Consider the following 25,314-nt stretch of genomic DNA (forward strand, 5'->3'; position numbering starts at 1 on the left):
ATCATGCGAGTAGCGCCTCTTATTGGCCCTTACACTCCTGCCAATTACCGATTAGTCACGCGCGCTGGCGAAGCTTCGGACTTGCTTCGCCAATGCGAAACTCTTCAATTCTCCGGCCAGACTTCATTGCGGCAACCAACCAGCGCGGCCGCTTACCACGTCCCGACCAGGTCTCGGCCGTCTGCGGATTCCGATATTTCGGCAGCACCCGAGGATATTTGCGTCTCGGCTTGCCGGTCGAAGACGCGCCTGCCGGGCTCGAATCCGCCAAAACAGCCATCCCGCCCCCAAGTGCCGCTAAGCGCTTTTCCAGCTCGTTCTTTTCCGCCTTGATCCGGTCAGACAGGATCCCGCTGATTTCCTCATGAAGCGACCAGAGATCGTCAAGGGACATCGCTTCTAACTCAAGTTTCTTAGCCGCCATGATCTCACCGTGTAGTTGCGCCCAACCCAATATTGCCTCTGTCGATATATTAATCAAGACAGAGAGCCCGATTATCCCAGAAGAATGTTTGGAACCGAACTGGAACTGGCGCTCCAGATAACTGGGTCCACGTTAATAATCAAGCCGGGAAAATGAGCGATCCGCACAATTTAACCGCGTACAGGAGATGCGCACATCTATTTGCTTAATCACCGCGCGGGAACTGCTCAAGCCCCATCAGAGATGGCATATGAGCCGATCCCGTCAGGGACCTGCCACGACGCAGCATTAGATGCTGACGCGCCGGACTGCTTTTGTTAAGCCTCGGTTGGCCTACCGCCTTGCGGCCTCCCCAGAGACGCAAACGGCAGCTAATAATCCCAATATCCTTCAGCGCGCGCCGTCTGAGCTCGATTTGGAAGCTCAGGGCCCGGATATCGGACAACACGGTCGACGGAGCCGCAAACCGGCCGACTGAATCCTGAAGACGTTCAAGAGGATACTCGATCAAACCATGCCTCCTCTACGCATCTTCGCAAGATTCTTTGTCACCAAGATCAATTAATAAAATAATCGTCGCATTAATTATTAAATAATATATAATAGATTTATTGCATGGTCAATTTGAGCACTGATTTGGTCAAACATTCATTTGTCACTCGGACGAAGAATGGCTGGATGACGACGGGTCAGTCGAACGGTGTCGAGAAATGCTAATGCGAAGGCAAGATCTCGAAGCCATGGATTTTGAGGAACTTTGGCTCCTTCACGAGGAGCTGACAAAGATTCTCGCCGAAAAGATCACCGCCGAAAAGCGAGAGCTAGAAAAGCGTCTTGCGCAGCTCAACCAGCCGGATCAACTCGGCGGAGCTGAAAGCGGGGCGACTGAGGCGGGAACAGGCCAGCCGCCTCGTCGCAAATACCCGAAGGTCGTGCCGAAATACTTCAATCCGCTTCAGCCAACAGAGACTTGGTCCGGACGTGGTAAGCAGCCCCGCTGGCTCGTTGCCGCCCTGCAATCGGGCCACACGCTCGAGGAGTTCAAGATCCCCGAGAACGGTGAATCGTCCGAACGGAATGCTGGTGGTCGAGAGCATTCCTAGATGCGCGAAAGTCGGACACACCGCATTGAGCTGGGAATTTCCACCGTGCGTCCCGAGCGGCGAATTCCACCTCGAACAGGCGGCGGATCGAAAACCCGCTTGGCCAACCGACGCCTCAATCGCGAAAGCGATGACGTTCGCTGGCCTTAGACCTTGCCCGCACGAGCTGCGGTCGTCGCGTTCAAAAGAAGTCGTAAGGTGCTAGCTCTTGGCACAGTCCACAATCCCCGTCGGTTCGCCCCTGTTTTTGTCGAGACGATAGTTGCCTCTCTGCGGTAGTTTCTGAAGTCCAGAAGGCTCATCGCCAGGAGAGGCACGCGCGTAGCCGGAAAGCGTGCTTGCATCAACTGACGCATGAACTGCAGGCGAGGAATCAGTCGGGAGCGCAACGCCTGTGGAATATCGACGCCAAGCAGCTCGGCAACGGCGATCAGCTGGGTTTCAACCGCGTTCTTCATCAAGTCGCCCGAGACACGAGAGGTAAGCTTCTCCCAATCGACAGGCTCGGCTGAATGGCTTAGGTCGCGCAATTCAACAAGGTGCCGCAGGTCGAGGTCGCCGAGCCAATAACCATAGTCTTGAAACTGATCATGGATGATCAACATCAGCGCTTGGAAGGTTGGCGTGGGGATATATACGCGCGCCCGTCCGAGCGGCGCAGGAATACAATGGTTCAGCGCATGCCCGAAGTTCTGGTAGAGGTACGCAGGACCTGGAGCTGCCTGCTGCAGGTCGATCGACCCGACATCCTGGGGGCGATTCAGATCGGCATACCATCTATGGCTTTCGGGAGGGGTTTGGTTATGGATATCGTAACCAATTCCAGATAGCGCGGCGACTGCCGTTCTGGCCTCGTCCGGCATGACCATGATATCCAGATCGGACATTATCCGAACACCTCTTCGCGCCTCGGGCGCGGTCGCCAGTGTCGAAGCCCCCTTGAGTAGGACCGGCGTAATGCCATGACCGTTCAGCGCAACGACGGCCTCTTCGAGTTGAGCGACGAGGCGGTTATTGCGCAGCCCGTTTCGGCGGTGGATATGGCGAATATAGGCGCAGACGTCCTCCGGCAGCACCGACGCGAATTTGTCGACAAAGTCGATGAGCGCCGGCGTCGTCAGGGTCTGATTTGCGAGCCCGATGACTGAGGTCCACTCTATGTCGACAGGCGGCATGCCTCGCAAGCAATTGCAGAGGCTCCTGACCGCGCTGCTATGCCTTGCCATTGCACAGATCCACAAGCAGGCGCCGAGCCTCTCCGGCCTCGCAGTAGGTGAGTTGAAGCGATTGCGCACCCGCGACAATCCGTCTTAAAGCAAGAAAGCCAGTCTGCGACAGTCTACCATCGCTGGCGAATGCGTGCTCGATGAGCCGCCTCATCGAATCCAAACGATCTATTTCGGTTAGTTCGGTCGGACCGCTCGCGACCCGGTTCAAGAAGATGATCCAGCCTGCGGAGAAGCTTTCGTTCTGCGCATCAGGAATGGGTACGTACCGCACCCGAACGCCGTCGGAGCGGCAATGCGTCGCATCGTAGCGGTCGCCATGTAGTCGCGAGAGCAAGTCCCACGATCCTTCCTTGAGGGTGAGCGCAAACGGTACTCCGCAGATCGTTCCGTCACCGCCAACCAGCGCGACGTCATCGCCAGCGTACCGAAATCCGGCGTCCACCAGCTGCAATGTGAGGGTAGACTTTCCTGCTCCCGGATGGCCGCATAACAACAGGCCCATGCCGTCGTTCACGAGAGAAGCGGCATGAAGGGAGAACACCCAGCGAATGTTTCGAATAAGCCGCTCGGTGACGTGAGCTTTGATCGTAGGGGCTAGTGCATCGACTTCGCATCTGGAAATGCTGGAATCTTCTGCGCGCAAGAACACTTGTTCATCCAGCATCATTGCCTCGATCGCGATGTCGCCGTCGCCGCCGGCACTCTGGTCCGACACACTGAATGGCGACAGCAGCCGCCTCAAGAGGTCCGGATTTGCAGCCCGGATGTCTATTCTGTGGCGACCCAGATGAGCTGAGAAGGCGCAATCGGTCGGCATTCGCCAATCGACTTCGAGCAACGCTCGATCGACCCAGACATCTACGACCTGTCGCGTGAACTGGCGTGCCGTGTGCTCGTCAATGCCTTGCGCCGCAAGCCCCCGATAAATGTCTCCAAGCGAGGAGCCTTCCCCTAACTTGCACCAGATGAATGCCCCTACTCGGTCGAGTTCAAAAATCTTCTGCCCCGCTTCGCTGAAGATCATTGGTCGACCATCCAACAGCGCGAATACTGCATCTGGAGCCGGTCTCAATACTATCTCCGCCGACGATCTTTCCAGCACGGCTTCCACCAATGTGAACCATTCTGCCTCGCCTGTACCGGCGAGGCGGCGACAGCCTCCGGGATGCGATGTTGTCGCGGCACCGGACAAGCGGACCTGCCGCCACCTGCGAGACTCAATCTAGCCCGGTCTGCGGCGCCTGCGATTTCGTTCACCCGAACACACGCCACCGGTCCGGCTCGTTTGGACATGTCAATCCGGCTGGTCATGCCGCGAGCTGACCGTCCTTGCCCCCGTCTTGAGGAGAAATGTTCAACCCCTGCTCTCCCATGAGGCTCGGCCTGGCGATCGACCGATGAGCATCCAATAGGTACCGATAAGCTTCGCGATCGGCACTCCGTTCTCTTAGAATGCGTTCCTTCTCGCCAATGCTGACCAATTCTGCGCGCATCTGAGCCAGCTGCAGCGTCTCCGAGGTGAGGTTGTACTCGTTAAGAATTAATTCCCACATTGTCTCCTCCAGCCGAAGAAACCTGGACGAGTGTACCTTACGTGATCGGCAGCAATTAACCAACGAGATTTGCAGATTTTGCTTATAATCAAAATTTGTTTCATATTTGAACCTCGGGCGAGCATTCAATACCGTGACAAAGCGCAACCACGTGCCGAACCGACTTGAGAATGGTGGCCTGCAGAAGCCTACGAGAAAAGGGACTGACGTTTTTCGGTAATGCATCGCGCCGCGAAAAAAATAAATCAGCCGAGAGTCGTAAATCAGACCGACAAGGCGAGTTTTAATTTGCACAAATAATAAAAAAGAGAATAGTTAATTGACTGCACCGAGGGGAGTGACACCAGTGATGCGGTTGGCTGATCTGTCCGTCGAGAGGAAATTGATGGTTTTGTCGCAGGGGGAACGTTCGACACGAAGTCGCGGGTATTTCGACATGACGGTTATTAGGCGCCTCCCAGAAGCGTTCGGTTGAGGTCGGACATTATTCAGAGTTGCGGCGAAAGCCCGCAGCTATCCCAAGAATTCGCCAAGCAGGAATCCGGTCGGTTGGAGAAGCGTCGTCACGAGCAAGCTGCCCTTTTGCTCGAACAACGACCCCAGGTGCGATGCCCCCCAAGTCACCCGCACCGACGAGAGCGCACTCCAGCCGGCCGGCCCTTTTTCTCGACAAATACGTGTTTCAGGGAGGCTCGTATGGGCATGATCATGGTCAAGTGTCCGCAATCCGGCCGCGCGATTCCGACCGGCATCAAATCCGATCGTGAGACTTTCCTGCGAAGCATCGTGTTTTTCGGCAATACTCTTTGTCCGGACTGTCGGGCCAATCACAACTGGTTTGCCCGCGAGGCCTGGGTCGAGGAGCCGATCGTCAGAACAGTAGAGGTAGCTCGTACAGCGCCAACGTGCTGATGCAAATGACGCGCGCGCTTCGGAGAGTGTGTTGATATTCCCCTTCCGATAGCGCGTTGCTGTTGCAATGCATTGCAACCATTTAGAATATTTTCGCGCATTGTCGTAAAACGAACCGACGCCCCCGGTGGCCATCGCTTAGACGTTGTTGGCACGTCGCCACAAATCCGAGCTTCCGTCACGAATTCGGCAAAGGCCTGTTTGGGGGTGTTGTAGTGAGTAGTGGGATTTCCAGCCTGGCTGTTCTGCGTGACACAAGAATCGAGCTCGTCAGCCTGCTGGCCCAATTGAGGCGGCTCCGCGAGAGAGTAAGAAGGGCGGAAGCACGGCGCTCGGGACAAAGACGACGATCATCGTCGGCATCGCGCGCCCGAGGCCGCCGAGCATGAGACATCGCACGCAAGGCATCCGCAGTTCAGGGGCAATTGTGACGACTATGCTCCCTGGAGTTGAAGGCCAGCATGGAATTGCAAGCGCTCTTCTGGATCCCCGTTAGTGTAGGACCGCTTCATCGATGCCCAACGGGCGAGGAGAACGATAACGAGCGACCGTATCGCCTCTTTCGTTCCCATTATGTTCTAGCTGGGTATGTCTGACCGACCCGCGAGCTGGCGCATGCCAAACCCGCAACTGACAACCGTCCTCGCCAGGCACCTCCCGAGACCTGAACGTGTGCAACCTCTACTCGATGACGAAGAACGTGGACGCGATCCGCCGCTTTGTTTGGCGAGCTCAACAGCAGCGTCGGCAACTGAGCATGCCAGGCATTTTCCCGGATTACCCCGCCCCCAATCGTCCGCAACGTGCCCGACAGGCGTGAGGTCATTGCGGCCAGCTCTCCGCTGAAACTCATCATTACTTAGGATGGGGGTGAAATCTTGAAGGCAACGAGCAAGCCACACAGTGAGCTTGCGTTCACTTTCGACGGCTCTTGCACACTCGTATTCACCGCCACGGTGGGCAACCCGCCAGCGATTTGCAAATTGTGGTGCGCTCGGAGGGACTCGAACCCCCACGGTGTTACCCACTGCCACCTCAAGGCAGCGCGTCTACCAGTTCCGCCACGAGCGCTAGGAGATGCCGGCCTGAGGTCGTTCGGGTGGCCGGATCAGCGGCCGCCGATCTAACAAATCCATCAGGGGGATACAAGCCTGCAAAGACCCTCAATTCCACATGCTTGGCAGGAAATTCTCACCCGCCCGGATCGGCCCTATCGGGTACCCCTGGCCGCCACTGCCGGCGCAGGCCGTTACCGCGTCCCCGGCGAGCGCGGCAGCATCTGCTTGACCTCGACCGCGATTCGGTTGCGGTCGACCAGCACGACCCCCGAGGCGACCGGCAGATTATTGGCGAGCACCTTGACCTCGTCGGCTTCGGTTGCGTCGAGCTCGATGATGGCGCCGCGGGAAAGACGTAATACCTGATGGATCGGCATGGTGGTCGTCCCGAGGACGACCATGAGATCCACGGTGACTTTATCGAGAGTGGGCACTGTCAGGACCGCCGCAACTAAGGGACTTAGGCCAAGGACTTGGCATTTGCTCCCGTGATGATCACCACGATATGGTTAGCCAATGGTTAATTCCCCTGAAAGCCACCGCCAAGACCTCGATTTGACGTCGTTTTCCGCCGCAGGCGGCGAAGTCGTCGAATGGCGGATTTCGGACGCCCCGGTACCCTATCCGGAGGCCGTGGCCGCCATGGAGGCGCGTGTCGCGGCGATCGCCGCGGGCGAGGCCCCTGAACTGGTCTGGCTGCTGGAACATCCCCCGCTCTACACCTCCGGCACCTCGGGCAAGGAATCGGACCTGCTCGATTCCCGATTCCCGACCTTCGCGACAGGGCGCGGCGGGCAGCTCACCTATCACGGACCCGGCCAGCGCGTGGCCTACGTCATGCTCGACCTCAAGCGCCGCCGGCCGGACGTGCGGGCCTATGTCGCGAGCCTGGAAGAGCTGATCCTGAAGACGCTCGCCGCCTTCAACGTCCGCGGCGAGCGGCGCGAGGACCGGGTCGGCGTCTGGGTCAGGCGGCCCGACAAGGGACCCGAGCACGAAGACAAGATCGCGGCGATCGGCGTCCGGCTGAAGCGCTGGGTCTCGTTTCACGGCATCGCCATCAATGTCGAGCCGGAGCTGTCGCATTTCGCCGGCATCGTGCCCTGCGGTGTCGTCGATCCCCGCTACGGCGTCACCTCGCTGGTCGATCTCGGCCAGCTCGTGACCATGGCCGATGTCGATATTGCGCTCCGGCAGGCGTTCGAGGAGCTGTTCGGGCCGACCCGCGCACTGCTGCCGGAAGCGGCAGTCTAATACTTTTTCTGTTTGAGCCGACCGCGCCGCTCTCCGCCCGTCGCGGAATCAGCTACGCTTCATTTCGGTGCCGCCCACGCCTCCCCCCTCCGCCGGGAAAGCAGACTTCATGCCGGGCGAGTTGATCATCGGCCGACTGTTCGAGCGCCAGGCATAAGGAGGGGTTGCGATCCATGCTCGCAATGGGAGGTTTTGACGATGAAACTGTCTGCGCCCATCTACCATCTGAAGCGCAAGGCCAGGCGCCTGTCTCGCGAGGCCGGCCTTCCGCTCCACGACGCGCTTGACCGCGTCGCTGCGAGCGAAGGGTTTTCCGCCTGGAGCATGCTTGCGGCCAAAGCAGCCGCACTGAGTCCCGCGGGCAAACTGTTCGCGCAATTCCGTCCGGGCGATTTGGTGCTGGTCGGGGCGCGTCCCGGCCAGGGCAAGACGTTGATGAGCCTCGGACTTGCCGTCGAAGCCATGAAGTCCGGCCATCGCGCCGCATTCTTCTCGCTCGAATATACCGAGAAGGATGTGCTGGAGCGTCTGCGGGTCATCGGCGTGGAGCCGGCACAGTTCGACAAGCTGTTCGAGGTGGATTGCTCCGACGGGATCAGCGCCGATTACGTCGTCAAGCAGATGGCAGCGGCGCCGCGCGGCACCTTCGTCGTGATCGACTACCTGCAGTTGCTCGATCAGAGGCGGGAAAACCCCGACCTGACGGTGCAGGTGCGCGCGCTGAAGTCGTTCGCGCGCGACACGGGGCTGATCGTCGTCTTCATCTCGCAGATCGATCGATCCTATGATCCCGCAGCCAAGCCCTGCCCCGATCTCAGCGATGTCCGCTTGCCGAACCCGCTGGACCTGAAGCTGTTCGACAAGACATGCTTCATCAACAACGCCGAAGTGCAGTTCCGCGCAGCGAGCTGATGGCTTCGGGCCGCGGGTGAGATGGCTCACCCGCGGCCTCTCGCATCACGCCGCCTGCAGCGAGACCTCGAGCTTGCCGGCGATGTAGCGCCGCTCCTGAGACAGGCCGCCAAAGCCGTAGGCATCGCCCTTGACCTCGTCGACATGCAGGTAGGTCTCGGGATGCAGCGGCCCCAGGATCTCGGCCATGCGCTTGAACATGGCGGCGAGATAGGCCGCCTTCTCGTCCTTGGTGTTCGTGCCCTCGGTGACGTGGATGTCGATCCAGTAGCTGGCGAGCTTCTGCTCGGCGAGCGACTCGCCGCCGGCGAACCAGTCGCCCGCATCCACGGACTTCACGATGATGGCGGTGACCTTGGGGTCCTTGTGCAGGATACTTGCGGTCAGCTCGGACACCGCGCTCGCGATATCGGCCTTCAGCGAGGGGGACTGGCGAGACGTGGTGTAGGACACGGTGATCAGGGGCATCGTCGTTCTCCTCGATATGCCGCGCAATGCGTGCGGCGTCGGTAAGAAACTAGACCTGCCGCCATCATTTTGGTATCTTATCACGACTGATACCAATGATAACGATTTGTAATGACAGCCACACTCGACATCGCCACCGTCCAGGCCTTCCTTCTGGTCGCCGACCTTCAGAGCTTCACCCGCGCCGCCGAAGCGCTCGGCACGACGCAGGCCGCCGTCAGTCTCAAGCTGCAGCGGCTGGAGACATTGCTGGACAAGCGCCTCGTCGAGCGCTCGCCGCGCGCAGTCCGCCTTACCGCCGATGGCGCCGCGTTCCTCGATCGCGCCCGCGCGTTGATGACGGCACACGATCTCGCGCTGTCGGGCGACGCGCCGGCCGCGCAGTCGCTCTCGCTCGGCATCTCCGATCACGCCGCTGGCCCCGAATTGGTGCCGCTACTTGAGCGCCTGCACGCCATGTCGTCCAACCTCACCCTCGCCGTCACCATCGGCTTCTCGCGCGAGATGCAGGATGCCTACGATGCGGGCGAGCTCGATGCGGTGATCGTGCGCCAGGAAGGCAGCCGCCGCGGCGGCGAAAAATTGGCCGAGGACGAGTTCGGCTGGTTCGCCGCACGCCGCTTCACGCTGCCGAAAGGGGAGCCGTTGCCGCTCGCAACGCTCGCCCCGCCCTGTGGCGTCCGCGCCGTCGCCGTGCGCGCGCTCGACAAGGCCGGCATCTCCTGGCGCGAGCGCTTCGTCGGCGGCGGCGTCACCGCGGTGGTCGCGGCCGCGCTAGCGGGGCTTGCGATCGCGCCGCTGGCGCGGCGTATCGCGCCGCCCGGGCTGATGGACATCGGTCCTGCGCACAAGCTGCCGAAGCTCGGCAGCTCGAAGGTGATGCTGCATTCGAAGGTCAGCGATCCTGCGAAACTCGCGGCGCTGCGTGCGGTGGCGGCGACATTTCGGAGTGTGGCGCCGACCTGAACGCTCACAAGATCGCCTCGAACGCACTGCGCAACGTCTCGTGGCGGAACACGAAGCCGCGGCTCAGCGCCTTGTTCGGCAGCACGCGCTGGCCGCCGAGCAGAAGCTCGTCGGCAAAGCCGCCGCCGATCCGGCGCAGCAGGCCGCCGGGAATGCGGAACACGACGGGCCGGTGCAGGCGGCGGCCGAGCTCTTCGGTGAATTTCGCGTTGGTGACGGGGATCGGCGCCGTGGCGTTGACGGGACCCGACAGATCCGGCGTCGCGATCAGATAGGCGATCAGCCGGATCAGATCGTCGCGCTCGATCCAGGACATCCACTGCCGCCCGGTGCCGAGCGGGCCGCCGAGGCCGAACTCGAATGGCGTCAACATGCGCGTGACGAAGCCGCCTTCCGTGCCGAGCACGAGGCCGATGCGCAAATACACCACGCGCACGCCGAGCTCCTCCGCCGGCCGCGCCGTTGTCTCCCAGGCCGCGCACAGCTCGTGGCTGAAGCAGGCATGCGACTTTGCCGATTCCGTCAGCACCTGGTCGGCCCAAAGGCCGTACCAGCCGATCGCCGAGCCGCTGATCAGCACCTCGGGCTTGCGCGCGAGCCGCGCGATCAGCTTGACGATCTCGCCGGTCGTGTCGATGCGCGAGCCGATGATCTTCGCACGCTTCGCTTCGGTCCACAGGCCGTTGCCGATCGGCTCACCCGCGAGATTGACGACGGCGTCGATTGGCGTGTCCGCGGCGAGCTGGTCGAGGCTGGTGATCAGCGTCACGGGAGGCGGCAGCATCTCGGCTTTCGCGGGATTGCGGATCAGCGCAATGACGTGATGTCCTGCCCCGCTGAGGCTTGCCGCAAGCCGGCTGCCGATAAAGCCGGTGGCACCTGTGATCAGCACGGTCTTGCGGCCGGGTAGCTGTTCGACAAGTCCGGCCGCCGGCACGCTTCGCATGCGGGCGAGCCGCCGCACCGCCGCGAAATCCCTGAGGCCGCACAGTGCCGCGCCAAATGCGCAGGCGGTCGCGGCGATGCTGAGCAGGCCCTGATAGACGACGATCACGCTGACGGGCTGCATCGCCCAGGCGATTAGCACGGGTATCAACAGCACCAGAATGGCGCCGTAATTGATCACAAGCAGCGTGTGATTGATGCGCTCGCTCGGCGGCAGCTTGCGGCTGAGGTCCTCCTCGATGAAATCCATCAAGGTGATGACGATCTCGGCGACCAGCACCGCGACGATCAACAGCGCCAGCACGCCGTGAACCTCGAGCCAGCCGAGCACCAGGAACAGCAGCGCATAGAGCATGTTGCGGATGCCGTGCAGCTTCAGCTCGAAGCGCTGCGACGGTCGCCAGGCCAGGCGCTCGGTGAATTCGTGGTGATAGAAGGTGTCGAACACGCCCATCATGATCTGGATGGCGATGAGTGTCCACAGCAGCGGCGTCATGATACGGCCTCCCTGAACAGGACGGACTGATGGATCAGCGCACCGTGACGCGGGTGAGTGACATCCAAGCTGAAGCGGAAGGCGCCCTCGCCGAGATCTCGATGTGTCACGATGAGCTCGCCCGGCGTCAGCCAGCCCGGCAGCGGAAGCCACAGCCGTCCAAGCTGGAGGCCGTAGCCGGCGCTGCGAAAGATCAGTACCTGATCCTCGACCGCGATGCGCAGCGCCATCGACACGCCGAAGCCGACATATTCCTCGAGCCCGGTCGGACCGGCGAAACGCTTGGCGGAATGGATCACCTGCGGAAAGCCGCGCTTGCGCGCGCAGATGCGCGTCCAGGTCTGGCCGGTCGCGCCGTCCTCGGTGACCGTGACGATCATGGGCACACCGATATCGCGGCCGGTCGGCAACGGTCCGCCGATCAGGCGTGCGGCCTGCGCAAACCACCAGCCGAAATCGCTGAAGGCGATCTCGTCGACCACGCCGACATAGACGATACTGTCGCCGTCGGCGACGCGTTTCGAGAAGCGCCGCCAGGTGGCGAGCGGCAAGCGGCCCCAATCCTCGTCCGACAGCAGCGTGCGGAAACGCCGGTCGTCGAGCAGTCTTACGTGAGCGGAGGTCGATGCGTTGGAGCCCGATAGTCTTGCCGACGTCATCGCAACCTCCTCGATGCTATTTGACCTTGCCGATGGGCAGCAGGTTGGCGATCTTCTCGCCAAGCCGCATCAAGGCGACCAGCCGCGGCCGCGGCACTTTCAGCATCTGCATGAACCAGTGGTCGGCGAGCTCGGTGAACGCCAGCATCTCCTTCAGGCGCTTGGCTGCAACGGGACTGATGCCGGGATCGTCCGTGGCATCGGACACGCAGGCGCGAAGCGCAGCGATCGCCGGGTCGATCTCCCGCTCCTTGCGCCGCGCCGCGATCCTCGCGGCGATCTCCCAGATGTCGGTCTCGGCCTCGTAATGGTCGCGGCGGTCGCCCAGGATCGGCACCCGCCGGATCAGGTTCCAGGCGAGCAGCTCCTTCAGCGAGTTGGAGACGTTGGACCGTGCCAAGCCGAGCGTCTCGGCGATGTCCTCGGCCGTCATCGGCGCCTCGGCGAGATAAAGCAGCCCATGAATCTGGCTGACCGAGCGGTTCACTCCCCACTCGTCCCCCATGTCGCCCCAGTGCAGGATGAAGCGCTCAACGGCCGCAGGGAGTTTCTTCTTTCCGGTTATTTCTGTCATAACAGAAATCTCTGACGAACTCGCTTTCTTGTCAAGACGCCTTGCATGCGGCCCGTCAGTCCTGCCTAAAAATGTCCCACAGCGCGGGAACCATCCCGCAATTGCTGCGTTTGTTCCCGTCGAGGCGGGGTCCGGAATGGCCGAAAAGTTCAGTCAACAGAGAGACCTGTTCGAGAGCGAGCGCAGTTTCCGGCTGTTAGTTGAGGGGGTTGCCGACTACGCCTTGTACATGCTCGACCCTAACGGGATCATCACGAGCTGGAACATCGGCGGCGAACGCATCAAGGGTTATTCCCCCGAGGAGATCCTCGGCCAGCATTTTTCCCGTTTCTACACCGAAACCGACCGCGCCAACGGCAAGCCGGCGCGGGCGCTCGGAATCGCGCGCGAAAAGGGCCGGTACGAGGAGGAAGGCTGGCGCGTCCGCAAGGACGGCACGTTCTTCTGGGCGAGCGTCGTGATCGACCCGATCTACGAGGACGGCAGGCTGATCGGCTTCGCCAAGATCACACGAGACATCACAGAGCGCCGCAATGCCCAGCTCAAGCTCGAGGCGATGCAGAAGCAGTTGGCCGAGTCGCAGAAATTCGATGCGCTCGGGCAGCTCACCGGCGGGGTCGCCCACGACTTCAACAATCTTCTGATGATCATCAGCGGCAGCCTTCACATCCTGAAGAAAGGCGCCGCCGACGACCCCAAGCTCGAGCGAGCCATCTCGGCGATCGACACCGCGACCAAGCGCGGCGCAGCGCTGACGAACCAGCTTCTCACCTTCGCGCGGCGGCAAAGCGTCAATCCGCAGGCAATCGATTTTACCGAACGCGTCGCGGCGATCCGCGAGGTGCTCGACGCGGGCGTCGGCAGCTCCGTGCGTCTCGCTTTCGACATCCACTCCGGCACCTGGCCGATCAGGGCCGACGTCTCCGAGCTCGAGACCGCGCTGCTCAACCTCGTCATCAATGCGCGCGACGCGATGCCGGACGGCGGCACGGTGACGATAGGTGCGCGCAACGTCATGCTGAACGAGGCCCCCCTCATCGGCGATTTCGTCGCAATCGACGTCCGCGATACCGGGCTCGGAATTCCTTCCGACGTTCTCGACAAGATCTTCGAGCCGTTCTTCACGACCAAGCCGATCGGAAAGGGCACCGGCCTCGGCCTTTCGCAGGTCCACGGCTTCGCCCACCAGGCCGGTGGCACGGTGAAGGTCGCGAGCGAGCTCGGCAAGGGCACGACATTCACCATCGTCCTGCCGCGCGGCAACGCTATGCCGTCGCGGGAGGTACCGGAAGCGGCGTTCCGCGGCAGCGGCACGGTGCTGCTGGTCGAGGACAATCCCGATGTCGCGCTGGTCAGCATCGGTCTTCTGGAGCAGCTCGGCTATCAGGTGCGCCGTGTCGCCGATGCCGAAGCGGCCTTGCGCGAGGTCGAGAGCGACGGCGTCGACTTCGTGTTCTCGGACATTGTCATGCCCGGCAAGATGGACGGGCTCAGCCTCGCCCATCGCCTCCGCCAGATCCGTCCCGGCCTGCCGATCCTGCTCGCCACCGGCTACAGCGAGGTCGCCGCCGGCGTGCGCGGCGATTTCCCGATCCTGCGCAAGCCCTACGAGATCCACGAGCTGAGCGAGGCGATCGCGAAATTGCCGAGGTGAATGTTTACCGCTTACCAACGCCAACTCGCCGTCATGGCCGGGCTTGTCCCGGCCATCCACGCCTGGACACGGGCACCAAGAACGTGAATGCCCGGGACAAGCCCGGGCATGACGATCTCTTGTGAACTATCACACCGTCGGCAGCACCGAAAACGCTTCCCCTGCCCTGCGCAAGTTCAGCTCATCCACGCTTGCCGTCTCACTGGTGACACTGTCGACGCGCGAGGACGGCGGGCCGTGGCGGCACAGCGCGACCATGTCGGCAACGTGCGTCGGGGCGCCAGCGAACAGCGCTTCCACGCTGCCGTCGCGGCGGTTGCGGACCCAGCCTTCGAGGCCATACGCGATGGCCTGAGACTCCACCCAGGCTCGATAACCGACGCCCTGCACGCGGCCGCGGACCATGACCTGGAGAATCGCCCGGCTCATGTCTTCGATCCGAGGAAATCGGCGCTGCGCGCCTTGACCGCGGCCTCGCGCGTAACGCGCGCCATCAGCTCCGACGATGCCAGGCCCTTGAGGCTTTTTGGCGCCATGCCCTCGCGCAACGCCTTCTGTGTCTCGTAGACGGCTTGCGTCGCGGCGGCGATCGGCGCATGGCCCTGCAGCGCGATGCGCACGCGCTGGCCGGCAAGATAATCGAGCCCACTCAATTCCTCGGACGCGCCGCCGAGCACGATCGGCAGCCGCGTGGCGGAGACGATCGCCTCGAGCTCGGCGCGCGACTTGATGCCGGTGAAAAACAGCGCATCGACGCCCGCGGCCTCATAAGCCTGGGCGCGCCGCACCGCATCCTCGATCGAGGTGATCGCGGCTGCGCCGGTGCGGCCCATGATGACCAGCGAGGGATCGCCGCGACCGCCAAGCGCCGCCTTCATCTTGCCGACGCCTTCCTCCAGCGAGATCAGCTGCGCCTTCGTCGCACCGAATGCGGCGGGCAACAGCGTGTCCTCGATGGTGAGGCCGGCCGCGCCCGCCGTCTCCAGCTCCTGCACCGTGCGGCGCACGTTCAGCGCATTGCCATAGCCGTGATCTGCGTCGACGAGCACCGGCAGCGCCGAGGCCCGCGACATCCGCCGCATCTGCTCGGCAAGCTCGGTGAGCGTGATCAGCGTGACATCGGGATCGCCGAGCACGGCGAGCGAAGCCACCGATCCGCCGAACATGCCAAGCGGAAAGCCGAGATCCTCGGCAATGCGGATTGAGATCGCGTCATAGACCGAGCCGGGATGGACGCACGTCCCGCCCGACAGGATCGATCGCAGTTTCTCGCGGCGGGAACGAAAGGCCATGGTTGCCCTCCCAATATTGCGACGCAGCCGCAACGTACTCCGTCATTGCGAGCGCAGCGAAGCAATCCAGTGTCTTTCCGCAGAGGCAGTCTGGATTGCTTCGCTGCGCTCGCAATGACGGTGAGCTTGGGGCCCGGCAAGACCCCCACTCACATCTTTTATCTTACGCAAACTCCAGGATCAGCGCGTCGACCGCGAGTGTCGCGCCGGCGCTGGCGTGGATCTTCTTCACGGTTCCGTCCTGTTCGGCGCGCAGCACGTTCTGCATCTTCATGGCTTCGACCACCGCCAAGGTCTCGCCGGCCTTGACCTCCTGCCCCTCGCTGACCGCGATCGAGACGACGAGGCCCGGCATCGGGCAGAGCAGCTTCTTGCCGCTGTCGGAGGCCGTGGTCACCGGCATCAGCCGCGCGGAGGCCGCCTCGGCCTCGGTCCAGACATAGACTGGCACCTCGACGCCCTGATGCGCGAGACGAACGCCGTTCGGAATCGGCCGCGCCTGCACGGCCACGAACTGACCGTCGATTGTGCCCTGCCAGACCGGATCGCCCGGCTTCCACGGCGACTGCAACAGATGCGTGTTGCCGGCCTTGCCGTCGGCGTCGATGAAGCGGATCGCGATCGCCTCGCCTTCGCGCGCGACCTCGAGCAGGATCTCCTGGCGGTCGAGCCAGACCGCGCGACGCCGCTCGCGCTGCACGACGCGGCCGCCCATCTGGCCGGAGATCTGCCGCTTGCGCGCCCCCAGCACGTGATCGATCGCGGCGCCGACCGCGGCGATGCGACGCGCGACCTCGCCTTCGGGCACGCGCACCGCAAAACCCTTGGGGAATTCCTCGGCGATGAAGCCGGTCGAGAGCCGTCCCTCGCGCCAACGCGGATGATGCATCAAGGCCGACAGGAACGGGATGTTGTGGCGGATGCCATCGACATAGAACGAGTCCAGTGCAGTCGCCTGCGCCTCGATCGCCGCCGCGCGCGAGGGCGCATGGGTGACGAGCTTGGCGATCATCGGATCGTAATGGATCGAGATCTCGCCGCCCTCCTGCACGCCGGTATCGTTGCGGATGGTGATGCCGTCGTGGCTCGCTTCCGCCGGCGGACGATATTTCACCAGGCGCCCGATCGAGGGCAGGAAGTTGCGGAACGGATCTTCGGCGTAGAGGCGCGATTCCACCGCCCAGCCGGTCAGCGTGACGTCCTTCTGCGCGATGGCGAGCTTCTCGCCGCTCGCGACGCGGATCATCTGCTCGACGAGATCGATGCCGGTGACGAGCTCGGTGACGGGATGCTCGACCTGGAGGCGCGTATTCATCTCCAGGAAGTAGAAGCTCTTGTCCTGGCCTGCGACGAACTCGACCGTGCCGGCGGAATCGTAGTTCACGGCCTTGGCCAGCGCGACCGCCTGCTCGCCCATCTTGCGGCGGGTCGCCTCGTCCAGCAGCGGCGACGGCGCTTCCTCGATGACCTTCTGGTTGCGGCGCTGGATCGAGCATTCGCGCTCGCCGAGATAGATCACGTTGCCGTGCTTGTCGCCCAGCACCTGGATCTCGATGTGGCGGGGATCGACGATGAACTTTTCGACGAAGACGCGGTCGTCGCCGAACGAGGCCTTTGCCTCCGCCTTGGCGAGGTTGAAGCCCTCGGCAACCTCGGCTTTGGAATGGGCGATGCGCATGCCCTTGCCGCCGCCGCCGGCGGAGGCCTTGATCATGACGGGGTAGCCGATCTCGTCGGCGATCCGCACCGCGTGCTTGTCGTCCTCGATGACGCCGAGATAGCCCGGCACGGTCGAGACTTTTGCTTTTGCGGCGGCCTTCTTGGACTCGATCTTGTCGCCCATTGCGGCGATCGCGCCGGGATTCGGGCCGATGAAAACGATTCCTGCGGCTTCCAGCGCGCGCGGAAACGCCTTGCGCTCGGACAGGAAGCCGTAGCCGGGATGCACAGCCTCGGCACCCGTCTTCCGGCAGGCCTCCACGATCTTCTCGATCACCAGGTAGCTCTCTGCCGCGGCCGGCGGGCCGATCAGCACCGCCTCATCGGCCATCTCGACGTGGAGGGCATCGCGGTCGGCCTCGGAATAGACCGCGACCGTCTGAATTCCCATCTTGCGGGCAGTCTTGATGACCCGGCAGGCGATTTCGCCGCGATTGGCGATCAGAATGCGTTTGAACATGCTTTTCTTGAGTCTCGACCTTGGGCGGGACCCTTCCCTGGCCGTTGGGGCCTTTGGGAGGGGCCGTGTGGCTCCCGTGGTACATCAAAATGGGCCGGAGGCAACGGTCTAAATCGGGCCGCCTTTGGCGTACCAGCGCAAGACCGAAATGGGCCCGGCGCGCCTGCCGTGCGGCATCCCTAGGACTTTCCGGCCTTGGCCGCGTCCCGGACCAGGTCATGAATGAAGCCCAACTTGCCGACCACCGCGGGCGACAGGATGAAGGGATAGAGGTCGCGCAGGCCCATGGCGCGGTTGACGCTGTTCATGGCGAAGGTGAAGGGCAGCCATGCGTTGACCAGCGCCTCGACATCCCTGGCCTCGTACGGGTTGAAGCGGATGCGCGCCGTCAGCTCCCCGTCGCGGTCGACCTTGGGACGCACCTCCATGCCGAACTCGGCGGCCATTTCGAGGGCATCGACGATGTGGAGGTAGTGCGCCCAGGTTTCGGCGAAATCCTCCCAAGGGTGGGTCGTGGCATAGGCCGAGACGTAGTTCTGCTGCCAGTCCGGCGGCGCGCCCTCGGCATAATGGCGCTGCAGGGCCTGGCCGTAATCGGCGCTATCGTCGCCGAAGACGGCGCGGCACTGGTCGAGCTTGCCGCCATCGCGCACCAGCACATCCCAGAAGTAATGTCCGACCTCGTGGCGAAAGTGCCCAAGCAGCGTCCGGTACGGCTCGCCCATCTCGAGCCGGCGCCGCTCGCGCTCGATGTCGTCGGCCTCGGTCAGCGCGATCGTGATCAGGCCGTTGTCATGGCCGGTCATGACCTTCTCGCCGCTGTGCGGATCGTCGGCGAGGAAGTTGAAGATCAGGCCATGCTCGGGATTGTCCTGGCGGGTCTGGAGCGGCAGCGTCCAGCGGATCAGGGAATAGAACAGCCGGTGCTTGGCCACCTCCAGCTCGCGCCAGCCGGCGAGCTGCGCCGGATCCGAGAGGTTCGGCACGGTCCCGTTGTGGCGACAGGCGCGGCAATAGCCGGTGCTATCGCCAGCGTCGGTCAGCCAGTTGCAGGCGTCGTACTCCGCATTCCGGCACAGCATCCGGCTCTCGCCCTTGTCGGCGAGGATGCTCCAGGCCTCTCCGTCGGCCTCGATCGCCGACATCGTCTCCTTCTCTGGCAGGAAGGCGATCCGATGGCCGCAGCGTTCGCAGGCGCGGTTCTCGAAATAGAGGACGTTGCCGCAGGCCTGGCAGATAAAGAGCTTCAAGATTTAGCCTCGTGGGAAAGGAAAGCCTATGAGCGTGCTGGCACCTCGCGACGACGCCTCAATCCGCGGATCGTTCCAGTATTCGGAACAAATTGCCAGACTGGACGTTACCACCGCGTACTTCTCTGCGTTCAGGCGCGCGCCCCCATTTCCCGGCACCACCTGCCCTCTAAACAATGGCCATCACGCTCCGTCTGTGTGAATATCGGTCCGGCACGTGCGCACCTGCATGACAACGGCCGATGCCTTGAACGAACCCTTGCCCGAGACCATCGCCGCCGAAAGGCTGCGCCAGCACCTCGAAGACGTCGCGCGCGAGCGCGACAATGCCTATCGCGCGCTGCAGGAGCGCGAGGCCGAGCTGGCGCGCATCCAGCGCATCGGCAAGGTCGGCGGCGTCGAGGTCGATTTCCGCGAAGGCTTCAAGAACCGGCGTTCGCCCGAATATCTGATGATCCACGGCCTTCCGCCGGAAGCCGCCGAGGAGTCGCACGAGGATTGGGTCAACCGTATCCATCCCGACGACCGCGACGCCACTGTCAAGCATTTCTTCGAAGCGCTCGCCGGAGCGAGCGAGGACTACAGCGCCGAATACCGCATCATCCGCCCCAGCGACAGCGAGACCCGCTGGATCCGGGTCGTCGCAAAGATCGAGCGCGACAAGGACGGCCGCGCCATCCGGCTCGTCGGCGCTCATATCGACATGACCGATCAGGCGCTGGCGCGCGAGACGCTGCGCGAAAGCGAGGAGCGCTTCCGGCTGATCGCCGACAGCGCGCCGGTGCCGATCTGGGTCACCAAGCTCGACCGCAAGCGGTCCTTCGCCAACCAGGCCTATGTCGATTTCGTCGGCCTGCCCTACGACCAGGCCATCGACTTCGACTGGCGCAAGGTGCTGCATCCCGACGACCTGCCGCACGTGCTGCAGCAATCCGTGCAGGGTGAAGCGTCCCTCAAACCCTTCGTGCTGGAAGCGCGCTACAAGAACGCCAGCGGCGAATGGCGCTGGCTCCGCTCGGAATCGCAGCCGCGCTGGGATGCGACCGGCAAGCATATCGGCTTCATCGGCGTCGCCCACGACGTCACCGTCGCCAAGCAGGCCGAGATCGAGCTCCGGCGGCTGAACGAGACGCTGGAAGAGCGCATCGCCGAGCGCACCGCCGAGCTCGAAGCCAACGAGGCGCGGCTGCGCGCGATCCTGGAGACGAGCAATCAGTATCAGGGCCTGGTCAATCTCGAGGGCCAGCTGGTCTACGCCAACAAGACCGCGCTCGCCGGCATCAACGCGAGCTCGTCCGACGTAATCGGCAGGCCGTTGTGGGAGACTCCCTGGTTCAGCGCGACGGAAGGCATGGGCACGCTGGTGCGCGAGGCCTTCGACACCGTGCTCAAGGGCGAAGCGGTGCGGCTGGAGATGCGGCTTCGCCTTCCTATCGGCGAGCGCGATTTCGACTTCGGCATGCGTCCGGTGCTCGACCGCCAGGGCAACATCACCGGCGCCGTGCCCGAGGCGGTGGACATCACCGAGCGGCGCCGCGGCGAGGAAGCGCTGCGGCAATCGCAGAAGATGGAGGCGATCGGCCAGCTCACCGGTGGCGTCGCGCACGACTTCAACAATCTCCTCACCATCATCCGCTCTGCGACCGATTTCCTGCGCCGCCGCGAGCTGCCGGAGGAGCGCCGCCGACGCTACGTCGACGCCATCTCAGACACGGTCGAGCGCGCCTCCAAGCTGACCGCGCAGCTTCTGGCCTTCGCGCGCCGGCAACCGCTGAAGCCGCAGATCTTCAACGTCGGCAGCCAGGTCGAGGGCGTGGCGCAGCTGGTGCGGCCGCTGGTCGGCGCCCGCATCGAGATCGCCGTGGAGGTTCGGGACACCGGTTGCTTCACGGTGGCCGACATCGCCCAGTTCGAGACCGCGCTGATCAATCTCGCCATCAACGCCCGCGATGCCATGGACGGCGAAGGCCGCCTCACCATCGCCGTGCGCAAGGTCTCGGGAATACCGAGCCTGCGCGCACAATCGGCGCGCCGCGGCGACTATGTCGCGATCTCCGTTACCGACACCGGCAGCGGCATCGCGCCGGAACATCTCGAACAGATCTTCGAGCCGTTCTTCACCACCAAGGAGGTCGGCAAGGGCACCGGCCTCGGGCTCAGCCAGGCCTTCGGCTTCGCAAAGCAGTCCGAGGGCGACATTGCGGTGACGAGCACGCAAGGTGAAGGTGCCACCTTCACCATCTACCTGCCGCAGGCGCAAAGCCCCACCACGGAGAAGGAAGCAGCGGCCCTGAGCCACGAGGCGGCCACGACCGGGCGTGGTTATCGCGTGCTCGTGGTCGAGGACGACGACGAGGTCGGCCGCTTCTCCACCGAGCTCCTGGAGGATCTCGGCTATGTCGTGCGCCGCGTCGCCAATGCCAACGCGGCGCTGGCGATCCTGGGCGAGAACGAATTTGCCGTCGACCTCGTGTTCTCCGACGTCATCATGCCCGGCATGAACGGGGTCGAGCTCGCCGGCATCATCCGCGAGCGCTATCCGGGCCTGCCCGTGGTGCTCACTTCCGGCTACAGCAACGTGCTGGCCGAGAACGCCCACCGCGGATTCGAGCTGATCCAGAAGCCGTATTCGGTGGAATCGCTCTCGCGCATCCTGCGCAAGGCGATCATGGAGAAGCTGTCAGTCGCAAGGTGAGTGTCACATTCGCGAGAAGCAGCCACGAATTCCAGTCCGTTGCCGCGGCAAGACTCTAGGGGAAGACAGCCGTTCCCGCATCGGTTATCGATGCCGAATGACTGACCGAACCTCAAGGAATGAACGTGCCGTCTGACGCCATCTGGGCCTGGAGCATCATCTTCGTCGCGACCGCCTGCGTCATCATCCGGCCGTTTCGCCTGCCCGAGGCGATCTGGGCCGCGATCGGCGCGAGCGCCCTGGTGCTATCAGGCTTGCTGCCTTGGCAGGACGCGCTTGTCGGCATCGAGAAAGGCCTCGACGTCTATCTCTTCCTGATCGGAATGATGCTGATCGCCGAGCTGGCGCGGCTCGAAGGCCTGTTCGATTATCTCGCCGCGCTCGCAGTGGAATACGCACGCGGCTCGCCGCAGCGGCTGTTCCTGCTGATCTATCTCGTCGGCACGCTCGTGACCGTGCTGCTTTCCAACGATGCTACCGCGATCGTGCTGACGCCGGCCGTCTATGCCGCGACGCGCGCGGCCGGCGCGAAGCCGCTGCCTTATCTGTTCGTCTGCGCCTTCATCGCCAATGCCGCGAGTTTCGTCCTGCCGATCTCCAACCCCGCCAACCTCGTCGTGTTCGGCGCGCGCATGCCGCACCTGACGGAATGGCTACGCCTGTTCGCCTTGCCCTCGGCGGCGTCGATCCTGCTGACCTACATCGTGCTGCGCCTGACCCAGCACCACGCGCTGAAGGAAGAGACGATCGCGCGTAGCGTGCCGCATCCCAAGCTCGGCCGCGGCGGCAAGCTCACCGCAATAGGCATCGTCGCGATCGGCATCGTGCTGGTCACGGCGTCAGCGCTCGACAAGCAGCTCGGCCTGCCGACCTTTATCTGCGGCGGCGTGACGGCCGCGATCGTGCTGCTGCTCAGCCGGCAATCACCCTTGCCCGTGCTGCGCGGGGTGTCCTGGAGCGTGTTGCCGCTGGTCGGCGGGCTCTTCGTCATGGTGGAGGCGTTGATCAAGACCGGCGTGATCGCGCAGCTCAACGCGTTGCTGCACCAGGCGGTAGCTCAATCGGTCCCGCAGGCGGCCTGGAGCGTGGGCATTGCCACCGCGCTCGCCGACAACATCGCCAACAATCTTCCGGTCGGCCTCGTCGCCGGCTCGGTTGCCGCCGGCGATCATCTGCCGGTGCCCGTCGTCAGCGCGATCCTGATTGGCGTCGATCTCGGCCCCAATCTGTCGGTCACCGGCTCGCTCGCCACCATCCTCTGGCTGGTCGCGCTCCGCCGCGAGAAAATCGAGGTCGGCGCCTGGCCGTTCCTCAAGCTCGGCCTGCTGGTGACGCCGCCGGCCCTGATCGCGGCGTTAGCCGCCGCGATCAGATAGCGCTCATCGTCAGTCGTTCTCGTAGCCGTAGACTTCCGGCAGGATGAAGATCGCGGCAAGCAGGCCTACCAGCGGGAAGATCGCGACCATCAGCGTGGCGTTCGCCTGCCCGACCGCGGCGAACACCGTCGGAAACAGGAAGATCGCCAGGAACGACGGCAGCTTCACGAACATGTAAGCGAAGCCGCTTGCGGTGCCTCGATATCGCGGACGGGCGACCATCGTCGGGATCGTCATGCAGTTCGACGCATCCCAATAATGGCCCCAGAGCATGCCGGCGGCGGCGAACGGCAGCAGGATCTTGTTGTCGGTGTAGAGCGCGAAGGCCGCGACTAGCAGCGAAACCAGCACGATGCCGAAGCCGGCGATGGCGATGCCACGATGGCCGATCTTCGGCGTCAGCAAGGGTCCGACCCAGCCCGACAGGGCGGCGAAAGAGAACAGCGCCATCGTCACCACATTGATGCCAAGCACGCTCGATACGCCGACCATCACAAACAGCACCGGCAGATAGAATGCGAAGGTCGAGAACTCGCTCGCCTGGGCGAAACAGGCGATCCAGCCATAAAGGGTGGCACGCCAGCGAATCGGATCCTTCCTGAGGTCAGCGAGGAATGCGCGCGTGCTGGTCTTGGGAACCTCGACGTCCCGATCCGGCAGCATATCGAGATTGTCGTTGAACATCTCGCGCGCGACCTGCTTGGCCTCGCGGTAGCGCCCCTTTTGCACCAGCCACACCGCCGTCTCCGGCACGTCGTGACGCATGATCAGGATGATCAGTGCCGGCACCGCACCGAGACCGAGCGTCACGCGCCACAGCATCTCGTGGTTCATGTCGACCAGCAGGAAGATCACGATGACGCCGATGGTGAGAACTTCACCGACGGCGAACATGAACTGCCAGCGATTGCCCATGACCTCGCGCTCGCCCTTGGCCATGGATTCCATGATGTAGGTGTAGCCGGTCGAGATGTCGGAGCCGAGTGGAATGCCGAGCAGGAAGCGGATCACGACGAGCCAGCCGACGCTGGGTACGAAGGCCTGCGCCAGCGCCAGCACGATGAACAGCACCATCGTCACCAGGAACATCACGCGGCGGCCGATCTTGTCGGACAGCCAACCGCCGAGCAGCGCGCCGATCAGGGCACCGCCCTGCGTGCCCGCGGCGGCAAGGCCGAGCATCAGCGGATCGGGATTGTACTGCTCCTTGATGAAGATCAGCACGAAGGCGATCGAATAGAGGTCCCAGGCCTCGACCAGGATCGAGGCCATCATCAGCCAACCGACCTTGTTGCCTTTGGGACTGTAGTTCGTGATGAGGTAGCGGACCGCGGCTTCGCTCGCGGTCGCCTGTGGCATCGCCATCGTTGACATTCTTCTTCCTTTCTTCACAACTCTCTGAAGCGCGATGAGATCAGGATCTCCTCGCGCTTTAGCTTGTTGTCTTGCGCATGATCTCTTCGGAGAACCGCCTCACATTTTTCCGGATCAAGCCCTACGCGCCGAGCAGCGGCTCGATGCTGCAATCGAGCAGGCGCGGATCGATCCCCGCCTCCATGCCCGTAAACATCTCGCCCATGTAGTCGATCAACGCGTCGCTCGCCTTCACCGCCTCCTCGACGCGCCGGTTGGCAACGGCTGCAAGAATGGCGAGATGATGATCGATCGTGCCTGACAGATCCGCCTGCCCCGGCATGAAGCGATGATGGATGTAGCCGATGCGCCGATACAGCGTGTGCAGCGGCCGCAGCGTATGCACCAGGAAAGGTTCGCCGGCGGCCTCCAGCACCAGCGCATCGATGCGGCGGTCGATATGATTGAATTCGTCGAGCGTCAGGCTGGCGCGGCGCTCGCGCAGCAGGCGCTCGATGTGCAGCGCCTGATTGCGATGCGACAGGCTGGCACGATCGGCCGCGAGGCGGATCACGAAGCGCTCCATGTCGCGGCGTAAGGCCAGCAGCATGCGCTCGCGCGCCAGATCGATCGGCGCAATGTGCAGGCCGTGACGCGGCCGGATGATGATGAGGGTGTCGGCGGAGAGACAATTGACGGCGTGATGCACCGGCGTGCGGCCGAAACCGGTGATTTGCTGCAATTCCAGCATCGTCATGAATTGTCCGGGCTTGAGCTCGCAATGAACGAGCAGCTCCTCGATCCTCTGATAAGCCAGCTCGAAGAAGTTGAGACGGTTGCGCCGGGAGGGCCTGCCCTCCCCGTCGTCGTGTCTCACCACCGCGAGTGCGCGCTTGCGCCGTGCCATGCCGTCCTCTCCCGTCAGCCCGCGCTCTCGTTGCTGGGTGGCGCCTTGTTTGTGG

Annotated in this window: 23 protein-coding genes and 1 tRNA gene; 8 read left to right on the plus strand and 16 right to left on the minus strand. The window is 63.1% G+C overall.

Features of this window, described 5'->3' with window-relative positions:
* Positions 1-55 precede the first annotated feature (55 nt).
* Positions 56-424 (minus strand): H-NS family nucleoid-associated regulatory protein, encoded by a 369-nt coding sequence (locus I6F36_RS03010; RefSeq protein ID WP_036013596.1) that lies wholly within the window; start codon positions 422-424, stop codon positions 56-58.
* Positions 425-1,140: 716 nt separating this feature from the next.
* On the opposite strand from I6F36_RS03010, the gene I6F36_RS03015 reads away from it, so the two are divergent.
* On the plus strand, positions 1,141-1,527 hold the full coding sequence (locus I6F36_RS03015) for an H-NS family nucleoid-associated regulatory protein (RefSeq protein WP_081493007.1): 387 nt from the start codon (positions 1,141-1,143) through the stop codon (positions 1,525-1,527).
* A 146-nt stretch (positions 1,528-1,673) separates the two neighbouring features.
* Here I6F36_RS03015 and I6F36_RS03020 read toward each other — a convergent pair whose 3' ends face one another.
* The 3 genes from I6F36_RS03020 to I6F36_RS03030 all read right to left on the minus strand — a co-directional run bounded on the left by I6F36_RS03020 (position 1,674) and on the right by I6F36_RS03030 (position 4,309).
* Positions 1,674-2,702, minus strand: coding sequence for a nucleotidyltransferase family protein (locus I6F36_RS03020; RefSeq protein WP_225132540.1), 1,029 nt, complete (start codon positions 2,700-2,702; stop codon positions 1,674-1,676).
* A 37-nt stretch (positions 2,703-2,739) separates the two neighbouring features.
* The gene (locus tag I6F36_RS03025) at positions 2,740-3,780 is read right to left on the minus strand and encodes a PqqD family peptide modification chaperone (protein ID WP_225139921.1); all 1,041 of its coding nucleotides are present in this window, start codon (positions 3,778-3,780) and stop codon (positions 2,740-2,742) included.
* Between the two features lie 283 nt (positions 3,781-4,063).
* Entirely contained in the window at positions 4,064-4,309 is a 246-nt protein-coding gene (locus I6F36_RS03030; protein ID WP_036013565.1) for a hypothetical protein, read from the minus strand.
* Between the two features lie 696 nt (positions 4,310-5,005).
* Between I6F36_RS03030 and I6F36_RS03035 the strand changes: the two genes are divergently transcribed.
* Positions 5,006-5,221, plus strand: coding sequence for a hypothetical protein (locus I6F36_RS03035; RefSeq protein ID WP_074448160.1), 216 nt, complete (start codon positions 5,006-5,008; stop codon positions 5,219-5,221).
* Positions 5,222-6,207: 986 nt separating this feature from the next.
* Here the strand turns inward: I6F36_RS03035 and I6F36_RS03040 are convergent.
* Together I6F36_RS03040 and I6F36_RS03045 are read right to left on the minus strand one after the other, a co-directional pair.
* Positions 6,208-6,292 (minus strand) — tRNA-Leu (locus I6F36_RS03040).
* 178 nt (positions 6,293-6,470) lie between these two features.
* Positions 6,471-6,713 carry a FliM/FliN family flagellar motor switch protein gene (locus I6F36_RS03045; RefSeq protein ID WP_018647371.1) on the minus strand — a complete coding sequence of 81 codons (243 nt, stop codon included), beginning with the start codon at positions 6,711-6,713 and terminating at the stop codon, positions 6,471-6,473.
* 82 nt (positions 6,714-6,795) lie between these two features.
* Between I6F36_RS03045 and lipB the strand changes: the two genes are divergently transcribed.
* The gene (gene lipB / locus I6F36_RS03050) at positions 6,796-7,533 is read left to right on the plus strand and encodes a lipoyl(octanoyl) transferase LipB (protein ID WP_225171012.1); all 738 of its coding nucleotides are present in this window, start codon (positions 6,796-6,798) and stop codon (positions 7,531-7,533) included.
* Between the two features lie 198 nt (positions 7,534-7,731).
* Complete coding sequence (locus I6F36_RS03055) at positions 7,732-8,445, plus strand: DNA helicase (protein ID WP_225132543.1); 714 nt, start codon at positions 7,732-7,734, stop codon at positions 8,443-8,445.
* 45 nt (positions 8,446-8,490) lie between these two features.
* Here I6F36_RS03055 and I6F36_RS03060 read toward each other — a convergent pair whose 3' ends face one another.
* Complete coding sequence (locus I6F36_RS03060; protein WP_036013556.1) at positions 8,491-8,913, minus strand: 4-oxalocrotonate tautomerase family protein; 423 nt, start codon at positions 8,911-8,913, stop codon at positions 8,491-8,493.
* Between the two features lie 111 nt (positions 8,914-9,024).
* Here I6F36_RS03060 and I6F36_RS03065 point away from each other — a divergent pair, with 111 nt between their 5' ends.
* Positions 9,025-9,879, plus strand: coding sequence for a LysR substrate-binding domain-containing protein (locus tag I6F36_RS03065; RefSeq protein ID WP_225132544.1), 855 nt, complete (start codon positions 9,025-9,027; stop codon positions 9,877-9,879).
* A 4-nt stretch (positions 9,880-9,883) separates the two neighbouring features.
* Here the strand turns inward: I6F36_RS03065 and I6F36_RS03070 are convergent, their stop codons facing one another.
* The 3 genes from I6F36_RS03070 to I6F36_RS03080 are packed head-to-tail and all read right to left on the minus strand — an operon-like array spanning position 9,884 to position 12,553.
* Positions 9,884-11,320: a TIGR01777 family oxidoreductase gene (locus I6F36_RS03070; RefSeq protein WP_225132545.1), complete on the minus strand. Its 1,437-nt coding sequence runs from the start codon at positions 11,318-11,320 to the stop codon at positions 9,884-9,886.
* On the minus strand, positions 11,317-11,979 hold the full coding sequence (locus tag I6F36_RS03075) for a DUF4166 domain-containing protein (RefSeq protein ID WP_225124991.1): 663 nt from the start codon (positions 11,977-11,979) through the stop codon (positions 11,317-11,319). The genes I6F36_RS03070 and I6F36_RS03075 overlap by 4 nt, the downstream gene beginning before the upstream one ends.
* Before the next feature lie 16 nt (positions 11,980-11,995).
* Positions 11,996-12,553 carry a GbsR/MarR family transcriptional regulator gene (locus I6F36_RS03080; RefSeq protein WP_157280451.1) on the minus strand — a complete coding sequence of 186 codons (558 nt, stop codon included), beginning with the start codon at positions 12,551-12,553 and terminating at the stop codon, positions 11,996-11,998.
* Positions 12,554-12,689: 136 nt separating this feature from the next.
* Here I6F36_RS03080 and I6F36_RS03085 point away from each other — a divergent pair, with 136 nt between their 5' ends.
* A complete protein-coding gene (locus I6F36_RS03085) occupies positions 12,690-14,207 on the plus strand; it encodes a PAS domain-containing sensor histidine kinase (protein ID WP_225171013.1) in 1,518 nt (505 codons plus the stop codon).
* 129 nt (positions 14,208-14,336) lie between these two features.
* Here I6F36_RS03085 and I6F36_RS03090 read toward each other — a convergent pair whose 3' ends face one another.
* The 4 genes from I6F36_RS03090 to I6F36_RS03105 all read right to left on the minus strand — a co-directional run bounded on the left by I6F36_RS03090 (position 14,337) and on the right by I6F36_RS03105 (position 18,928).
* Complete coding sequence (locus tag I6F36_RS03090; RefSeq protein ID WP_225124988.1) at positions 14,337-14,636, minus strand: acylphosphatase; 300 nt, start codon at positions 14,634-14,636, stop codon at positions 14,337-14,339.
* On the minus strand, positions 14,633-15,499 hold the full coding sequence (locus I6F36_RS03095; protein WP_225124987.1) for an oxaloacetate decarboxylase: 867 nt from the start codon (positions 15,497-15,499) through the stop codon (positions 14,633-14,635). Before I6F36_RS03095 ends, I6F36_RS03090 begins: the two co-directional genes overlap by 4 nt.
* A 163-nt stretch (positions 15,500-15,662) precedes the next feature.
* Complete coding sequence (locus I6F36_RS03100; RefSeq protein WP_225171014.1) at positions 15,663-17,678, minus strand: acetyl/propionyl/methylcrotonyl-CoA carboxylase subunit alpha; 2,016 nt, start codon at positions 17,676-17,678, stop codon at positions 15,663-15,665.
* Positions 17,679-17,857: 179 nt separating this feature from the next.
* Positions 17,858-18,928: a putative zinc-binding metallopeptidase gene (locus I6F36_RS03105; protein ID WP_225171015.1), complete on the minus strand. Its 1,071-nt coding sequence runs from the start codon at positions 18,926-18,928 to the stop codon at positions 17,858-17,860.
* 217 nt (positions 18,929-19,145) lie between these two features.
* On the opposite strand from I6F36_RS03105, the gene I6F36_RS03110 reads away from it, so the two are divergent.
* Complete coding sequence (locus tag I6F36_RS03110) at positions 19,146-21,623, plus strand: PAS domain S-box protein (protein ID WP_225132549.1); 2,478 nt, start codon at positions 19,146-19,148, stop codon at positions 21,621-21,623.
* 125 nt (positions 21,624-21,748) lie between these two features.
* On the plus strand, positions 21,749-22,999 hold the full coding sequence (locus I6F36_RS03115) for an arsenic transporter (protein ID WP_225132550.1): 1,251 nt from the start codon (positions 21,749-21,751) through the stop codon (positions 22,997-22,999).
* 9 nt (positions 23,000-23,008) lie between these two features.
* Here I6F36_RS03115 and I6F36_RS03120 read toward each other — a convergent pair whose 3' ends face one another.
* Positions 23,009-24,373 (minus strand): MFS transporter, encoded by a 1,365-nt coding sequence (locus tag I6F36_RS03120; RefSeq protein WP_225171016.1) that lies wholly within the window; start codon positions 24,371-24,373, stop codon positions 23,009-23,011.
* A gap of 121 nt (positions 24,374-24,494) precedes the next feature.
* Complete coding sequence (locus I6F36_RS03125) at positions 24,495-25,259, minus strand: GntR family transcriptional regulator (protein ID WP_225171017.1); 765 nt, start codon at positions 25,257-25,259, stop codon at positions 24,495-24,497.
* Positions 25,260-25,314 lie beyond the last annotated feature (55 nt).

Origin of the sequence: Bradyrhizobium sp. BRP19 (assembly GCF_020194195.1) — a bacterium.
Lineage (GTDB): Bacteria > Pseudomonadota > Alphaproteobacteria > Rhizobiales > Xanthobacteraceae > Bradyrhizobium > Bradyrhizobium yuanmingense.

What these genes read in the sequence shown, in the direction of transcription:
- I6F36_RS03010 (WP_036013596.1), bottom strand. Translation starts at nt 424, where the DNA reads ATGGCGGCTAAGAAACTTGAGTTAGAAGCGATGTCCCTTGACGATCTC.
- I6F36_RS03015 (WP_081493007.1), top strand. Translation starts at nt 1,141, where the DNA reads ATGCGAAGGCAAGATCTCGAAGCCATGGATTTTGAGGAACTTTGGCTC.
- I6F36_RS03020 (WP_225132540.1), bottom strand. Translation starts at nt 2,702, where the DNA reads ATGCCGCCTGTCGACATAGAGTGGACCTCAGTCATCGGGCTCGCAAAT.
- I6F36_RS03025 (WP_225139921.1), bottom strand. Translation starts at nt 3,780, where the DNA reads ATGATCTTCAGCGAAGCGGGGCAGAAGATTTTTGAACTCGACCGAGTA.
- I6F36_RS03030 (WP_036013565.1), bottom strand. Translation starts at nt 4,309, where the DNA reads ATGTGGGAATTAATTCTTAACGAGTACAACCTCACCTCGGAGACGCTG.
- I6F36_RS03035 (WP_074448160.1), top strand. Translation starts at nt 5,006, where the DNA reads ATGGGCATGATCATGGTCAAGTGTCCGCAATCCGGCCGCGCGATTCCG.
- lipB (WP_225171012.1), top strand. Translation starts at nt 6,796, where the DNA reads ATGGTTAATTCCCCTGAAAGCCACCGCCAAGACCTCGATTTGACGTCG.
- I6F36_RS03055 (WP_225132543.1), top strand. Translation starts at nt 7,732, where the DNA reads ATGAAACTGTCTGCGCCCATCTACCATCTGAAGCGCAAGGCCAGGCGC.
- I6F36_RS03060 (WP_036013556.1), bottom strand. Translation starts at nt 8,913, where the DNA reads ATGCCCCTGATCACCGTGTCCTACACCACGTCTCGCCAGTCCCCCTCG.
- I6F36_RS03065 (WP_225132544.1), top strand. Translation starts at nt 9,025, where the DNA reads ATGACAGCCACACTCGACATCGCCACCGTCCAGGCCTTCCTTCTGGTC.
- I6F36_RS03070 (WP_225132545.1), bottom strand. Translation starts at nt 11,320, where the DNA reads ATGACGCCGCTGCTGTGGACACTCATCGCCATCCAGATCATGATGGGC.
- I6F36_RS03075 (WP_225124991.1), bottom strand. Translation starts at nt 11,979, where the DNA reads ATGACGTCGGCAAGACTATCGGGCTCCAACGCATCGACCTCCGCTCAC.
- I6F36_RS03080 (WP_157280451.1), bottom strand. Translation starts at nt 12,553, where the DNA reads ATGACAGAAATAACCGGAAAGAAGAAACTCCCTGCGGCCGTTGAGCGC.
- I6F36_RS03085 (WP_225171013.1), top strand. Translation starts at nt 12,690, where the DNA reads ATGGCCGAAAAGTTCAGTCAACAGAGAGACCTGTTCGAGAGCGAGCGC.
- I6F36_RS03090 (WP_225124988.1), bottom strand. Translation starts at nt 14,636, where the DNA reads ATGAGCCGGGCGATTCTCCAGGTCATGGTCCGCGGCCGCGTGCAGGGC.
- I6F36_RS03095 (WP_225124987.1), bottom strand. Translation starts at nt 15,499, where the DNA reads ATGGCCTTTCGTTCCCGCCGCGAGAAACTGCGATCGATCCTGTCGGGC.
- I6F36_RS03100 (WP_225171014.1), bottom strand. Translation starts at nt 17,678, where the DNA reads ATGTTCAAACGCATTCTGATCGCCAATCGCGGCGAAATCGCCTGCCGG.
- I6F36_RS03120 (WP_225171016.1), bottom strand. Translation starts at nt 24,373, where the DNA reads ATGTCAACGATGGCGATGCCACAGGCGACCGCGAGCGAAGCCGCGGTC.
- I6F36_RS03125 (WP_225171017.1), bottom strand. Translation starts at nt 25,259, where the DNA reads ATGGCACGGCGCAAGCGCGCACTCGCGGTGGTGAGACACGACGACGGG.